The sequence below is a fragment of the Litoreibacter halocynthiae genome (genome assembly GCF_004365635.1).
In the GTDB taxonomy this organism is placed as follows: Bacteria; Pseudomonadota; Alphaproteobacteria; order Rhodobacterales; family Rhodobacteraceae; genus Litoreibacter; species Litoreibacter halocynthiae.
In genome coordinates, this window is record NZ_SOBH01000003.1 from 338,672 (window position 1) to 352,715 (window position 14,044).

The window sequence follows — 14,044 nt, forward strand, 5'->3', positions numbered from 1 at the left end:
AACCACAACGGCCCGCATTTGTCCATATCTGCGCGTGTTCACCGCCTATTGATTGGCGTCAGGCCTCAAAGCACTATTTGATTGCGCCAATGCCATCCAACAGAGGAGTTCCTACCATGAAACTGACCCGACGCGCCGCATTGTCCCTTGGGGCCAGCCTGCCGCTGGCCGCTGCATTGCCCCATGCTGCCGCCGCCAAGGCCGAGATGAAAGGCATGGATATCGCCAAGTCCCGACGCGTGGAGCTGGGCGAATTCGAAGTGACGACCTTGCTGGCAGGAACCGCCACCCGCGACGAGCCGCAGAGCATCTTCGGCATGAATGTCAGCCCGGAAGAGTTTGCCAAAGTGTCGGAAGAGGCGTTTTTGCCAGCTAACAAAGTGCAGTTCTTCTTTACGCCGACGCTGATCAACACCGGCTCCGAGCTGATCCTGTTCGACACCGGTCTGAACGCCAAGGGCATCACCGCAGCGGTCGAGGCCGCCGGATACACCGCCGATCAGGTGGACAAGGTGGTGATCACCCACATGCATGGCGACCACATTGGTGGCTTGATGGATGAGGATGGCGAGACCTTCAAAAACGCCTCCTACATCGCAGGGGCGGTGGAGCATAACCACTGGTCCAAGGCCGACAATGACGGGTTCAAATCCAAGGTAGCGCCGCTGTCCGAGAAGATGACGATGATCGAGGACGGTGCCTCGGTCGCATCGGGGATCACCTCGGTTCTGGCTGCCGGTCACACGCCGGGTCACATGGGCTACATGATCGAAAGTAACGGGGCGCAGCTGATGCTGATTGCCGATCTGGCGAACCACCCTGTCTGGTCACTCGCCAAACCCGATTGGGAGGTCCGGTTCGACATGGACAAAGCGCAAGCCGCCGAGTCCCGCCGCAAGGTTCTGGGCATGCTGGCGGCTGATCGTGTGGCGATGGTGGGCTACCACATGCCGTTTCCTGCGATGGGCTATGTTGCCACGAAAGGCGACGGGTTCGAGTATGTGCCGATGAGCTATCAGATGATGCTCTAGCCCTTGCAATTGAAGCAAATCCATTTCAATTGATCTGGATTCGCTTCGGCCTTCTGCGACGGCGTTATTGGTCTGTAAACCCAACTGCTCGTACCTCTGAGGGGAAGCGAGTGAGGGAAAAATGCCAAGTAAATTACGATGGATCGGATCGCCACAGATCAAGCACGTCATGGAGATGCTCGGCTTGCCGTCCTTCCTGTTGGACGTCAGCGTGGACGCGGCGGGGCAGGGGCAGTTTCGCTTTAGCCATGTGAGCGGTCAGCATGAACGGGAGACTGGCATCGATGCCGCGGCCCTGGTCGGCAAAGCGCCACACGACGTGTTGCCACAAAGGCAGGCTGATACCGTCGTTGCCAATTACGAGAGATGCCGCGCAAAACGCGGGGTCGAATCCTACGAGGAAATTCTGGAGTTAGCATCTGGATCGCGTTGGTGGCGCACGACCCTGTCGCCGATTTTCGGCGCAGGGAAAGACGGGCCTGTTACGCAGATACTGGGTGTCGCGCTGGATGTTACGGAGTCTACCTTGCAGGAGATCGAACTGACCCAGCAACTGAGTGCCCAGAAAGCCGCCGCTGAAAAGGTCAGGGCCTTTGCCACCAATTCGATGCTTGATTCCAAGTCACCGTTGCGGTCGGTGCTGGCGCATCTTGATATGGTGCGAGAGGGCTTTTTGGATCTGGGTGATGGCAAGTCACAGCACTTGGACTCGATCCAGACGGTCGTTGTGGAGGCAATCGCGGAACTGGACGAAGTGCTTCACAGCACCAGTCATCTGCGAGAAAGCCCTGTGGAGTTCGTGGAGATTGATCTGGCGCATATGTGCCGGGACATTGCGGCCCTAGTTGATCCGGAAGGCCGAATTTCGATGAGCCTGCCCAGCCATCCGGTGCTTGGCGATTGGGCTGTGACACAAGTTGTCCTGCGCTGCCTTCTGGAACAGGCGACCTTGCGCGCTGTGAGTGTGATCGACGTGGCTGTCGAAGCATCTGGCAAAGACACGTTGGCCTTCACAATTTCCGATGACAGCGCGTTTGAGCAAAGCGGGGTCGAATGCGTGGGTGACATTGCGATGGCGGCGGCGCTGGTGAAAGAGCGCGGAGGTGCCATGACGACAACGTCCTGCCTGAATGAGGGGGCAACGGTTTGCGTGACCCTTCCGGGTCATATGCACGAGATGCAGGCAGCGCAGCCCGATGCGCGAGCGAGCTAGGGCGCGGTTCTTCACAAGCGCCCTGCTTTCGCAAAGGCCTCCCACGCGAAGCGCAAATATTCACTGCGGAAGCTGTGGCCACCCTCAAACAGGCAAAAGCTCAGTAGATCGTCGTCTTGGTTGCGACTGTTCTTGCAGGACAGCCGTTTGGTTTTGCTGGGTTGGATAGGCTGAAAGCCACCATAGGCACTGTACATATCCATGGCGTCGGCGACCTTTCCTTGACGCGTATTCAGAATGCGCCTCCCGTTCAACGGTACGGTTGGATCACTGTCTCCATGAATATGGATGATGTTCGCCACCGGTCCCGTGCAGGTTTTGGGCGGCGCTTGCCAGAAGGTGCCGGAGATTGGAACGAAGCCGGCAAACAGATCAGATCGGGCACACGCAAGGTTCCATGTCATCATGCCACCAGCTGAAAATCCGGCCGCGACCATGCGCTGCGTGTCAATCGGGTGGCGCTTGGTGGCGTCGGCGATGACCGCGTCGACGTAAGCGAATTCCTCGGCCCCGTCGCTGTCCATATGACGCGGCGAGTTCGGCAGGACCCAATCGTCTTCCTTGGATTTCAGCGCGATGAAGGCCAACCCCATATCGGAGACGGCGCGGCGCAAATTTCGGTTTCGCATAAGTCCGGCAGCAGACCCTTTATAGCCATGGGAAAACACGATGGCGCCGACGGGCGTTTTGCCGTTATGGCCGCTTGGCATTGCGATGCGGTAGGTCCGGTCGGCGAGTTTGCAATCGGTATCCGGCCCGCAGGCCAAGGCAGGCGCGGCAAATGTCGTCATGGCGGTGGCGAGGGTTGCTAATAATTTCATATGAAGGTGGTGCCAAATCGCGGGCGTTCAGACAAATCACAAGGCTGTGCTATGGGCTTAGAACGAGAGGTCTGGCCGAATTAACATCAGCCACAACAGTACCGTGATTGCGGTGAATGCTGGAATGCCGCAGGCGAACCAGATCCGGTAAAGCCTGAAATAGCGCTGGCTGAGCGGGGCGTCATTGCGGGCAGACAGCCTCGCCTCGTCGCGCAACTGGATTTGGATATAGACTACGGGGAGCCACAACATTCCGATCAGCACATAGAGCGCGATTGAGGCTGCGATCCACCCCTCCAAAAGCGACCATCCCAAACCCCATGCAAGCGCTGTGCCGCTGACTGGCTGAAGGATTGCGGCGGTGGCGGTGAAAAGCGTATCGGCGATCACAACGGTTGCGGCGGTTTGCGCGATACTGGCTGCATCGCCTGAGCGGTGCGCCATGACCATGAAGAACGCGATCCCCGCGCCAGTCCCGATCAGGACACAAGCGCCCATCACATGGAAGAAGCGCACAAGGTCGAGCCAGTCCATCAGCGGGACTCTAGTGAGATACGGGTGACCAACGCGAGCGCCATGGCAGGGAAGATTTTGACAAGAGGCCCCAACGGGTCGGCCCAGAGATGCGGCGTAATTACAGTTGATGCCACGAGGTAAATTGCACTGACGGCGATCATTGCCCAACAGGCTTTGGCTGCGTGTCGACGGATCATGATTGCGGCACCGAGGGCTATATCGACGAAGGCCCAGAAAACCACGCTGGTCACGGCCATCAGGTAGGGCCAGCCGACATCCTGTAGAACTCGGGCTGCGTTGTTCGCTTGAAACAGGCCGACAACACCGGACACAAGCCAGAACAGCGCCAATGTCGCGACCAGCACCGGCGTGACAAGCGAAATGCGCGCGGCGAGGCGGTCCTCGGCGCGCGCTGTCATGGTGCCAAGCGTTTCCGTCAGGGGCGCGACGGGCGTCAGATTTAGAGCGCGCCACGGGGCGGGATCACCCGTAATGCCGCCTTCCAGAACGCTGACGGCGTTGCTGCGTAGCGGGGAGCGCCAGCCGAGCAGGGAGAGGCCGTCTGCGATTGCCGTCGCAGTTTTGATGACCACGCGCGGCGGGTGAAACTGCGACGCCGCATCGGAAAAGCCGAGCCAGTGGCGGAGTTGGTGGACGACTTCTGCAAGTGTGTGTGGTTCTGGCTCGACCAGATCGCCTTCGAAGCCGTCGGGGACGTCGCCCTTCACGGCGGCTAGGACCGCGGCGGCGATGTCTGCGGTGGACACCGTCTGGATTTGTGTTTCAGCGAAGGCGAGGGGCTGCACCAACGGGACCGCCGCAAGCATTCGAAGCATCGCTGTGCCCCCATAGGCAGTTTCGGACAGCACGAGGCCGGGGCGAAAGATTTGAGAGCGGCAGCCAGAGGCCTTGATGGCGGCGTCACCGCGGGCTTTCGATGCCATGAAACTGGAGGGCGCGTCCAACTCTGCACCAACGGCTGATATCTGGATCAGTTGCACGTCCCGCTTGGTGCAGTCGGTGGCGAGAGCCGTGACGGCATGGTGATGCACGGCCTCAAGGTCGTCCTGCGGCCCGTTTTGCAGCGCACCTGTGCAATTCACCACGATCGAGACGTCTGACAAGATGCTTGCCCAAGCCTGCTGGGTGGTCAGATTTCTAGTGTCTTCAATGATCCAAGAAATGTTTGGCAGAACCTTGAGCGCCGTGGCGCGCGTGCGGCCAAGTCCGCTGACAGAGTGCCCCGCAGAGTCGAGGTGCCGCGCGATGGCAGACCCGATGAGACCGTAAGCCCCGAGGACAAGGACGTTTTGCTTGGTGGTGGGCTCAGCTGTCATCGCGCCAGCGATTGACGATTGGATAGCGACGGTCGAGCCAGAATGCGCTTTCGGTCAGTCGCGCGCCGGGGGCGGACTGGAAGCGCTTGTATTCGCTGATGTAAATCAGGTGCTCGATTTTTTTGACCACCTCGCGCGAATGCCCTGCCGCGACGACCTCGGCCACGGACTGATCTTTATCGACCAGCCGCTCAAGAATATCGTCGAGTACTTCGTAAGGGGGCAGGCTGTCCTCGTCCTTTTGGTCGGGGCGCAGTTCGGCTGAAGGAGGTTTGTCGATGATCCGCTGGGGAATCACGGTGCCTTCCGGCCCCATCATCCAAGGGCGGTGGTTGGCGTTACGCCAGCGGCAGGTCTCGAACACCCGCATTTTGTAGAGATCCTTGATCGGGTTGTATCCGCCCGCCATGTCGCCGTAGATCGTGGCATAGCCCACCGCGACCTCGGATTTGTTGCCGGTGGTGAGCAGCATTTCCCCGAATTTATTGGACAGCGCCATCAGCAGCACGCCGCGCAGGCGGCTTTGGATATTCTCTTCGGTTAGGTCTTCTTTGGTGCCTTCGAACAGCGGCGCGAGGGCCTCGGTCACGGCGGCGCGTGGGCCAGAGATGGGGACTGTGTCGATGCGGGTGCCGAGCAGGCGGGCGGCCTCGGAGGCGTCTTCAAGAGAGTGCTCCGACGTGTATTCAGAGGGCAGCATCACGCAGCGCACATTTTCAGGGCCAAGTGCGTCGGCGGCGATTGTCGCGACCAAGCCGCTGTCGATGCCGCCGGACATGCCAAGCAGAACTTTCTTGAAACCGGTCTTGCGCATGTAGTCGCGCAGGGCTTCGACCATAACGCGGTAATCTTGCTCATAGTCGTCGGGCAGCGCGGTTTTCTCGCCCTCGATGGCAGTCCAGCCATGATCTTCGCGGATGAAGTCGACATGGGCGATCGCCTCGTCGAAGGCGGGCATTTGCAGCGCCAGTTTGCCGCCACGGTTCAGGACGAAAGAGCCGCCGTCGAAGACCTGATCGTCCTGGCCGCCAACCATGTTGAGATAAACCAGCGGCAGATCGTTTTCGACCACACGGGCCACCATGTGACTGAGGCGGATGTCGTGCTTGCCCCTGAAATACGGCGAACCGTTTGGCACTAGCAGGATTTCGGCACCGGATTCGGTGAGGGTTTCGGAGACCTCTTCGTGCCATGCGTCCTCGCAGATCGGCGTGCCGATGCGCAGCGGGTCGATGGAGTAGGGGCCGCCAAGCGGGCCTTCGGAGTAGAGGCGTTGTTCGTCGAACACGTGGGTGTTGGGCAATTCGTGCTTGAGGGTGCGGGCTTTGACCTTGCCGTTCTCAAGGATGGAATACGCGTTGTAGAGCGCGCCGTCGATGAAGATCGGGTGGCCAATGCCGATGGCGGGGCCGTCCGCACATTCCAAGGCCAGTTGATCGACGGTTGCCATTGCCCCTTCGGTGAAGGCGGGTTTGAGCACCAGATCCTGCACCTGATAACCGGTGATAAACATCTCCGGCAGGGCGACCATGCGCGCACCTGCATTCTTGCCTTGCTGCCATGCGTCGCGGGCTTTGGCGGCATTGCCCGCAAAATCCCCGACGGTGGGGTTCAGTTGCGCAAGTGTAAGGCGGAACGTGTCGCTCATGTCATCTGTCCTTCGATCAACGCGCCAACATTTAGCAGACCCGCGCCGGAGGGAAAGAGGTCGCGCCAAAAGGAGGTGATGTCGTGGCTGCCTTGCTTGTCAGGGCGATACCGCTCCACTAGGCTCTGCCGAAATCGTCCGTTGGAGTGTGGCTATATGCGTTTGAGTGTCGTTTCGTTGATTTGCCTCGGCCTTGCCGCGTTTCCTGCCGCTGCGCAGGATACGGGGACCAAGCAATATGAAGACGGGGGCGTCTATACCGGAGCCTTCAAAGAGGGCAAACGCCACGGGCAGGGGATTTTTACCTTGCCGAACGGGTACGAGTATTCCGGCAATTGGGTAAATGGAGAGATCAGTGGCCAAGGCACCGCGCGATTCCCCGACGGCTCGCTTTATGAAGGGCAGTTCAAGGACGGAAAGCCGAACGGCTTTGGCAAGATTATCTTCGCGGATGGCGGCACTTACGAAGGCGACTGGGTCGACAGCAAAATTACTGGTCGTGGCATTGCCATTTATGCAAACGGGGTTCGCTACGAGGGCGAATTCCTGAATGCGCAACATCACGGTATTGGCGTGATGGTGAACCCCAACGGCTACCGCTATGAAGGCCAGTGGACCGCCGGGGTGAAGGACGGACGTGGCAAGATCACCTATCCTGACGGCTCTGCCTATGACGGTGAGATGGCGGGAGGAATGCGCCAAGGCCAAGGCAAACTGGAGATGCCAGACGGGCTGACTTACGAAGGCGGCTGGGTTGCCGGCCAGATGGAAGGCGAAGGCGTTCGACGTCATGCCAATGGCGACGTCTACACTGGCACTTTGAAGGCTGGTGCACGGGACGGGCAAGGCCGGATGGAATACGCCAATGGCGATGTCTACGAAGGCGGATTCAAGGCGGATCAACGCCACGGCCAAGGCACGTCACAACGCGCGGACGGGTTCGCCTATACCGGACAATGGGTTGACGGGCGGGTCGAGGGAGAAGGCGCCGTGACCTATCCCGATGGCTCGGTCTATGTCGGTCAGTTGCGCGATGACCTGGCAGACGGTCAGGGCAAAATCACATATCCAGACGGCGCCACATATGAAGGTGGCTGGGTGAAGGGTGTGATCGAAGGCGCTGGCGTTGCGTCCTACCCGAGTGGCGTCCGGTATGAAGGTGAATTCCGCAACGCCCGCAACGAAGGTCAAGGCACGATGACCTTTCCGGACGGGAAGGTTTATGAGGGTCAGTGGCTTGCGGGCCAGAAGCACGGCCAAGGGAAAACAACATTCCCGAACGGGATGGTTTACGAAGGCAGCTTTGTAGAGGGCAAACGCTCTGGCATGGGGGCGCTGACGACGACGGACAAATTCAGCTACACGGGGCAATGGCAAGACGGCCAGATGCACGGCACGGGAATTGCCACCTACAATACGGGCGATGTTTATGAAGGCGAGTTCGCTGCTGGAAAGCGCGAAGGACGGGGTGTTTTGAATTACGCGTCGGGTGAAATTGCCAGTGGGATCTGGAAGGATGGCTTGCTGGTACAGCCCGATGCCATAGATGCTCCCGTGACCGTGCCCGCCGCAGATAATTAAGCGGCGGCTTTTTGTGGTGTGACCGTGCGGATTTTTCCGGGGATGAAGATGCGCACGGCAAGGCCGCCAAGCTTTGCGGATTTTTCCAGATTCAGTTCCGCGCCGTAGGCCTGCAACAAATCAATTGCGATGGCGAGACCAAGGCCGGTTCCGGGTTTGGAGCTATCCAGGCGACCACCGGATTTCAGCGCCTCGCGCTCTTGGCCTTCAGGGATGCCGGGGCCGTCATCCTCGATCAGGATTTCAACGCCCTCGTCCCATTTATGGGCTGTCAGGGATATCTCCGATTTACACCATTTCAGAGCGTTATCGAGCAGGTTGCCGATAACCTCTTCGATGTCTTGTTGGTCCATGCGGATACTGAGGGACGGAGCGCAGGACGTGCGGACCGTTTTGCCGTCACGCTCGGCCATCGAGGTGAACAGGCGGGTGAAACGTGCGACCGAGTTGGATAGATCGGTGCGGATATTGGCAGCGGCGCCACTATTGGCGGCACGCATGCGGGCCAGAGAGCGTCCGAGTTGCGCATCCACCCGATCCAAGGCCTCAACAGACGCCTCCATGTCGTGGTTCTGGGCGGCCAGAAGCGCCAATTCGTTGCGAAGAATGGCTGTGGGCGTTTTCAGCGCATGGGCCAAATCAGCGGCCTGACGTCGTGCGCGGGCGATGATGTCACGGTTGCGCGCCAGCAGCTCGTTGATGTCGTCGACTAGCGGCGCGACTTCTTCGGGGTAGTCGGCGGTTGTCAGGTCCTCGTCCTGCTCCCAGCGTTTGGCGACGTCTCGACGCAGCTTGTCGAGCGGGTGCAGGATCGTGGTTGTCTGCAAGAATGCGCCTGCGAGGCCGAGCAGGCCGACCAGCACGAAGGCGAGCAAAAGGGAGCGGCGGGTTTGTTGCCGTTCCGCGGTGAGGGCCGCGAGGCTTTCTGCAACGCTGACACCCCACGCACTGCCATCCTCCAGTGTGATCTTTTGATACACTGCGCGAATGGGCTCACCTGCCGGCCCCATAATGGAGCGGCGGGTCGAGGTGCTAGGAGCGCCGAACGGCTCTTTCAGCGCGGCGTCAAACATGGAGGTCGATGTGAATATTTGCCCGTCCGGGGATGTGATCTGCCAATAGCGGCCGGAATAGGGTGTGGTGTAAGCAGGATCGTAAACGCGTTCTTCAAGCTGCGTGGGGTCGTTGGCCGTGCTATTTAGAGCCACAACCAGTTGCGAGTGGCGGTCGGCCAGCGCGCGGTCGAAGCGATCGAGCACGTTGTTCTCGATGGAGCTGAGAAGCACAAAGGCGCCCACAAGAATGGACGCCATGGCGGAGAGAGCGCCACCGATCATAGCCCTGCGGCGCAGGGACAACATCAGGCTGCGTCCACCATATAGCCGCGCCCGCGGATGGTCTGGATGAAGTCCGACCCCAGTTTTTTGCGCAGGCGGGTGATGAACACCGCGATAGTGTTGCTGTCGCGGTCACCGTCATATTCGTAGATATGTTCGCTGAGTTCGGTCCGCGAAATCAAACGGCCCGCATTGTGAATCAGGTAGGACAGCACCGCGACCTCCTGCGAGGTCAGGTCTACGGGGATGCCGCCCAATGTAACTTTGGCGTTGCGCGTATCGAAGGCCACGCCGTCCTTTTCGAACAGCGGATTGGTGCGACCGGATTTGCGGCGCAGCATTGCGCGCACGCGGGCGGCAAGCTCTGGCATGTGAAATGGCTTGGTCATGTAGTCGTCGGCGCCGGCGTCGAGGCCATCGACGCGGTCCGTCCAACCATCGCGGGCTGTCAGGATCAGAACCGGCATGTCCAGTCCCGCCGCGCGCCACTCTTTCAGAATGGAGATGCCGTCCCGTATGGGAAGGCCAAGGTCGAGGATGACCATGTCATAGGGTTCGGTCGAGCCGAGGAAGCCAGCTTCCTCGCCGTCCTGGGCGACGTCCACCACGCGACCTTCTGCGGTTAGCAAGGTCTTCACCTGAGAGGCAAGGGTCGTGTCATCTTCTGCAAGCAATATTCTCATGCATGCGGGGATATCAGCGGACTTGGGCGCGTTTGTGGCCGAAGCGTGGTGAATTTATTTCTTACCGCCGCCGTTACCACCACCGTTACCGCCGCCGTTGCTACCACCGTTACCGCCGCCGTTACCGCCAGCCCCTGAGTTCCCGTTGCCCCCAGATTTCCCGTTGGAGCGGCTAGAGGAAGAATTTTTTGAGGAAGATTTCGTGCCCTTGGAAGATGCCGCTGCAGAGACTTGTCGACCGACCGGTGACTTGGAGGACACCTGGCGACCGGTCTGTGCGTCAACTATTACACTGACCAGCTTGCCGTTGGATCGTTTCAAGACGAGGCGATAGTAGACGCCGCCGGCGCTGAATGCGCGGGCTTCGACGACTTTAGCGTGGAGGGACTTGGAAACTGAACTTAGTGTAGACTTCATGCTTACGGTTTTCCCTGTTGCTGCGATCTGACGAAGTTCAGATTGCCCCATCTCATGCGCAGAGGACGCAAAGGACGGGTTGGCAAAACCGATGGCAACGATGCCGAGTAACTGGACACTTTTGAACATAGGACGACTCATAGCAGAGCGAAGATGAATGCAGCGTGAATGGGCGGAAGCGAGATCAGATATTTTGTGTTCCGGCAAAGAAAAAGGCCGCCCAGAGGAGGCGGCCTTTATCAGTTTGGAGGGATACGTTCATTTTGGAGGGATACGTAATCCTTACTTCTTTCAGGCCGCCATAAGGCGCAGAGGTTCCTGAGAAGACAGCGCCGCCAGCACCCGGTCAACAGGCGGGAAGCGCGAGGCTTTGGCCGTGCAGAGGTTCACGGCTTTAGGGCTAACACCAGCGCGATTCGCCTGCATCGCTTGGAGGGCGACAATACGGCGGGTACGGGCTTTCTCGGCAAATGATCCGGTCATGGCGTGTTCCTTTGTTTCGTTACTGGCAGACCGTCTTGATTGGCCTTCCATGCTGTTGGTTATGACCTATTGGTGTTGAATGAAGCGCGAACCCTGTGTTCATCTTCGGTTAATGTAATATAATTGTTAATAATCAAATACTTAACTGCATTTTTTGAGTGAAAAACGATGTTTTCTCGACTCGAATCGCCCGCATTTGTCCGCTTCATTAACAAAGAAATGCCTCAATTCAGATGGATTCGCCGAGATCGAGCCGCTTCAGGACCACCCGTGCATCGCTAAGAACCGCCTCTTTGCGTGACTCGTCCATGCGGTCCCACGTGCGGTACATGTTTCCCATACGCGGATTGTTTGAAAACCGCTCACGGTGGCGGATCAAGAAGTCCCAATAGAGCAGGTTGAACGGGCAGGCTTCCGGTCCGGTTTTGTCTTTCACCTTATACTCGCAGTGTTTGCAGTAGTCGGACATGCGGTCGATATAGGCCCCCGAAGACACGTAAGGTTTGGAGCCGACGATGCCACCGTCCGCGAACTGGCTCATGCCGATGACGTTCGGGGCCTCCACCCATTCATAGGCGTCGGCATAGACCGCCAGATACCATTCATGGACCTCGTGCGGGTCAATGCCCGCCAACAGCGCGAAATTGCCGGTGACCATCAGGCGCTGGATGTGGTGCGCATAGGCCTCGTCGCGGGTTTGGGCGACGGTTTTTGCCACGCAGTTCATTTTGGTGTCAGCGTCCCAGAAGAAGGATGGCAAGGTGCGGGAATGCTTGAGCGCATTGCGCGACGTGTAATCGGGCCCTTCCAAGAAGTAGATGCCACGCATGTATTCGCGCCAGCCGATTATCTGGCGGATGAAGCCCTCGGCGGCGTTGATGGGGGCGTGGCCGTCCTTGTAGGCCTGTTCGACTTGTTCACACACCTCTAGCGGATCCAAAAGGCCCGCGTTGATATGGAAGCTGATGATCGAGTGATAGAGGAAGCGGTTGTCGTTCAACATCGCATCCTGAAAATCGCCGAATTGAGGCAGGGCGTGCTTGATCCAATGTGTCAGCTGACGCCGCGCCTGTCCGGTGTCGGTTGCGAACCAGAACGGGCGGAGGGTGCCGAAATTGTCGCCAAAGCGCTGCTCGACCAGATCAAGGACTTCTTCGACCGTCTCGTCGGGCGTGAACTGCATCGGGCCGTGGAAGTCGACATCGTCGGGGGCGGGCTTGCGGTTGTCGTGGTCGAAATTCCACTTGCCCTCGACCGGTTTGTCGCCATCCATCAACAGGCCCGTCTTGCGGCGCATGTCGCGGTAGAACCACTCCATGCGTAGCTCTTTGCGGCCCTCCGCCCAGTCCTCGAATTCCTTGTGGGATGCGATGAAGCGGGTGTCGGAGATCATGTGCAGCTTCAGGGGCATCTCTTGCAGCGCCTCGATCAACCGCCATTCGCCCGGCTCGGTGGCGATGACGCCGCTGGCGTCGTGCTGTTCGGCGCGGCGCAAAAGCTCGCCGGTGATGGAACCCGCGTTGTCGGGGTCGTCGAGCTTGGTGTAGTCGACCTGCCAGCCATTGTTGCGTAGCGCGTCCGCGAATTTGCGCATGGCGGCGAAGATAAAAGCGATCTTCTTGGGATGGTGCGGGACGTAGGATGCCTCGTCCGCTACCTCGGCCATGACGATGATGTCGGTGTCTTTTTCGGCCTTTTGGAGGGCGGACAGGTTGGGAGACAGCTGGTCGCCCAAGACCAGAACAAGGCGACTCACCACGGCACCTGCTTACCGGAATAGTCGAAGAATTTACCGCTGTCGGAAGGCGTAAGCCCGTCGAGCACGTTAAGCAAATTTTCGGCCGCCTGCGATGCTGGCACCGTCTTGTGGCGGCTTGCATATTTGGCGGTGAAATCAGTTTCCACTGTGCCGGGATGCAGGCAGACGCAGGTGGCTTGTTTGTGGGTGCGGGCCAGTTCGATTGATGCGCCGTGGATCAGCTGGTTCAGCGCGGCCTTGGCGGCGCGGTAGCTGTGCCAGCCGCCGATCTTATTGTCGCCGATGGACCCGACGCGGGCAGAAAGTGCCGCAAAACGCGCGGGGCGGTCTTTGGGCAGGAACTGGATTGCGTGTTTGAGGACAAGCGCTGGACCCATGGCGTTGGTTTGGAACTGTCGGGTCAAGCCTGCGGGCGCCAGAGCATTCACCGACTTCTCGGGCTCGTGTCCGTCAATCACGAGGGCCCCTGTGGCGCAGATGATCATATCGAAGCTGCCGGACAGGGTTTTGAATGCCCGTTCGATTGATGCCTCATCCGTGACGTCCAATCCATCGTGACTACGGGACAATCCTGTCACGTCGTGGCCTCGGGCTTGTACGTTCTGCGAAAGCGCGGCTCCGATGCCGCCCGAGGCGCCGATGATGAGTGTTCGTGTCATAGGGCAGAGGTAACGGTCCCGCGTCGCAAGTCAAATTGCGGCTTTCCTTTTTCGTCGGGGTTCGTATGATCTGTCTCATGAGCATTGACGCACATAACCTACTTCTTAGCCTGCGCTGAGCGTGCCTTCCCGGTGCGTGCCGCTCAGTAGTGCCAGCACCGGACCTTCCCAAAAAACGAATAGCTAAGGAGTGACCCCGTGCAAAAGGTCAATCTTGAACAAAAGCTGAGCCTGTTCTCGTCCCATTGGGACCCGCAGGTGGTGGCCGACTATAATGGCAATGACATTATGGTCGTTAAATTTCAGGGCGCGTTCCCGTTTCACAAACATGACGACAGCGATGACTTTTTTCTGGTGCTGGAGGGCGAGGTAATGCTCGACCGTGAAGGCGGCGAAAGCGTAACCATGGGGCCGGGGGAGCTGTGCGTTGTTCCCAAAGGTGTCGTTCACCGTCCTCGTGCTGACAAAGAGGCCAAGGTGCTGCTGATCGAGCCGCAAGGCCTGCCGAACACTGGCGATGCAGAGACTGCCGCCGCGAAACCACGTATTTGAGAGAACA

At 59.0% G+C, this 14,044-nt stretch carries 14 protein-coding genes; 4 read left to right on the forward strand and 10 right to left on the reverse strand.

The window, feature by feature from the left end; all coding sequences use genetic code 11:
• Positions 1–116: 116 nt before the first annotated feature.
• Complete coding sequence (locus BDE40_RS13525; RefSeq protein WP_134015351.1) at positions 117–1,031, forward strand: MBL fold metallo-hydrolase; 915 nt, start codon at positions 117–119, stop codon at positions 1,029–1,031.
• A 121-nt stretch (positions 1,032–1,152) separates the two neighbouring features.
• Entirely contained in the window at positions 1,153–2,244 is a 1,092-nt protein-coding gene (locus tag BDE40_RS13530; protein WP_134015353.1) for a PAS domain-containing protein, read from the forward strand.
• 11 nt (positions 2,245–2,255) lie between these two features.
• Here BDE40_RS13530 and BDE40_RS13535 read toward each other — a convergent pair whose 3' ends face one another.
• The 4 genes from BDE40_RS13535 to BDE40_RS13550 are packed head-to-tail and all read right to left on the reverse strand — an operon-like array spanning position 2,256 to position 6,566.
• Positions 2,256–3,065 (reverse strand): CE1 family esterase, encoded by an 810-nt coding sequence (locus tag BDE40_RS13535; protein ID WP_134015355.1) that lies wholly within the window; start codon positions 3,063–3,065, stop codon positions 2,256–2,258.
• Positions 3,066–3,122: 57 nt separating this feature from the next.
• Positions 3,123–3,599, reverse strand: coding sequence for a DUF2269 family protein (locus BDE40_RS13540; RefSeq protein ID WP_134015357.1), 477 nt, complete (start codon positions 3,597–3,599; stop codon positions 3,123–3,125).
• Entirely contained in the window at positions 3,599–4,918 is a 1,320-nt protein-coding gene (locus BDE40_RS13545) for an SDR family oxidoreductase (RefSeq protein WP_134015359.1), read from the reverse strand. The genes BDE40_RS13540 and BDE40_RS13545 overlap by 1 nt, the downstream gene beginning before the upstream one ends.
• Entirely contained in the window at positions 4,908–6,566 is a 1,659-nt protein-coding gene (locus BDE40_RS13550; protein WP_134015361.1) for an NAD+ synthase, read from the reverse strand. The genes BDE40_RS13545 and BDE40_RS13550 overlap by 11 nt, the downstream gene beginning before the upstream one ends.
• Before the next feature lie 156 nt (positions 6,567–6,722).
• Here BDE40_RS13550 and BDE40_RS13555 point away from each other — a divergent pair, with 156 nt between their 5' ends.
• Positions 6,723–8,147: an MORN repeat-containing protein gene (locus tag BDE40_RS13555; RefSeq protein WP_246030454.1), complete on the forward strand. Its 1,425-nt coding sequence runs from the start codon at positions 6,723–6,725 to the stop codon at positions 8,145–8,147.
• Here the strand turns inward: BDE40_RS13555 and BDE40_RS13560 are convergent.
• From BDE40_RS13560 to BDE40_RS13585, 6 genes are all read right to left on the reverse strand, one after another.
• A complete protein-coding gene (locus BDE40_RS13560) occupies positions 8,144–9,508 on the reverse strand; it encodes a sensor histidine kinase (protein WP_134015366.1) in 1,365 nt (454 codons plus the stop codon). The genes BDE40_RS13555 and BDE40_RS13560 overlap by 4 nt on opposite strands.
• A complete protein-coding gene (locus BDE40_RS13565; protein WP_134015368.1) occupies positions 9,508–10,167 on the reverse strand; it encodes a response regulator in 660 nt (219 codons plus the stop codon). Before BDE40_RS13565 ends, BDE40_RS13560 begins: the two co-directional genes overlap by 1 nt.
• A gap of 54 nt (positions 10,168–10,221) precedes the next feature.
• Complete coding sequence (locus BDE40_RS13570) at positions 10,222–10,713, reverse strand: PepSY domain-containing protein (protein WP_134015370.1); 492 nt, start codon at positions 10,711–10,713, stop codon at positions 10,222–10,224.
• Positions 10,714–10,875: 162 nt separating this feature from the next.
• Entirely contained in the window at positions 10,876–11,067 is a 192-nt protein-coding gene (locus BDE40_RS13575) for a hypothetical protein (protein WP_134015372.1), read from the reverse strand.
• Between the two features lie 229 nt (positions 11,068–11,296).
• Positions 11,297–12,826, reverse strand: coding sequence for a cryptochrome/photolyase family protein (locus BDE40_RS13580; RefSeq protein ID WP_134015374.1), 1,530 nt, complete (start codon positions 12,824–12,826; stop codon positions 11,297–11,299).
• A complete protein-coding gene (locus BDE40_RS13585) occupies positions 12,820–13,485 on the reverse strand; it encodes an SDR family NAD(P)-dependent oxidoreductase (protein WP_134015376.1) in 666 nt (221 codons plus the stop codon). The genes BDE40_RS13580 and BDE40_RS13585 overlap by 7 nt, the downstream gene beginning before the upstream one ends.
• 198 nt (positions 13,486–13,683) lie before the next feature.
• Here BDE40_RS13585 and BDE40_RS13590 point away from each other — a divergent pair, with 198 nt between their 5' ends.
• Complete coding sequence (locus tag BDE40_RS13590) at positions 13,684–14,037, forward strand: cupin domain-containing protein (protein ID WP_134015378.1); 354 nt, start codon at positions 13,684–13,686, stop codon at positions 14,035–14,037.
• Positions 14,038–14,044: the final 7 nt, after the last annotated feature.